This window comes from Nitrobacter sp. 62-13, from assembly GCF_001896955.1.
Classification (GTDB): Bacteria; Pseudomonadota; Alphaproteobacteria; order Rhizobiales; family Xanthobacteraceae; genus Nitrobacter.
The window spans coordinates 22,041-22,496 of the sequence record NZ_MKRN01000042.1; the positions used below are offsets into that span (position 1 = coordinate 22,041).

Genomic DNA, 456 nt, shown 5'->3' on the forward strand with positions numbered 1-456 from the left:
TATTCCGCCCGCCTCGGACTGATGGGCATTCCGGCCGCCGCGGAGGCGATCGTGCTGGAACGCGACATGCGGCTCGTGGCGCTGACCGGCGGCCGCTACCACGCGGCGTCGCTGACCTGTGCGGAATCGCTCGACATCCTCAATCGCGCGCGCGACGCCGGGCTTTCTGTCACCGCATCCGCCTCGATCAATCACCTGACATTGAACGAAAACGATATCGGTCCGTATCGAACGTTTCTGAAGCTGTCGCCGCCGCTGCGCAGCGAGGACGACCGCCGCGCGCTGGTCGCGGCGCTGGCGTCGGGGCTGGTCGACGTCGTGATGTCCGATCACAATCCGCAGGACGTGGAAACCAAGCGCCTGCCGTTCGCGGAAGCTGCGGCCGGCGCGATCGGGCTGGAGACCATGCTGACGGCGGCGTTGCGGCTCGTGCACAATGCGGAATTGGACTTCAAA

General features: G+C 66.2%; 1 pseudogene. It reads left to right on the forward strand.

Going from position 1 to position 456, the window contains the following annotated elements:
• Positions 1-456: pseudogene (locus tag BGN91_RS04945) on the forward strand (dihydroorotase); the annotation flags it as partial.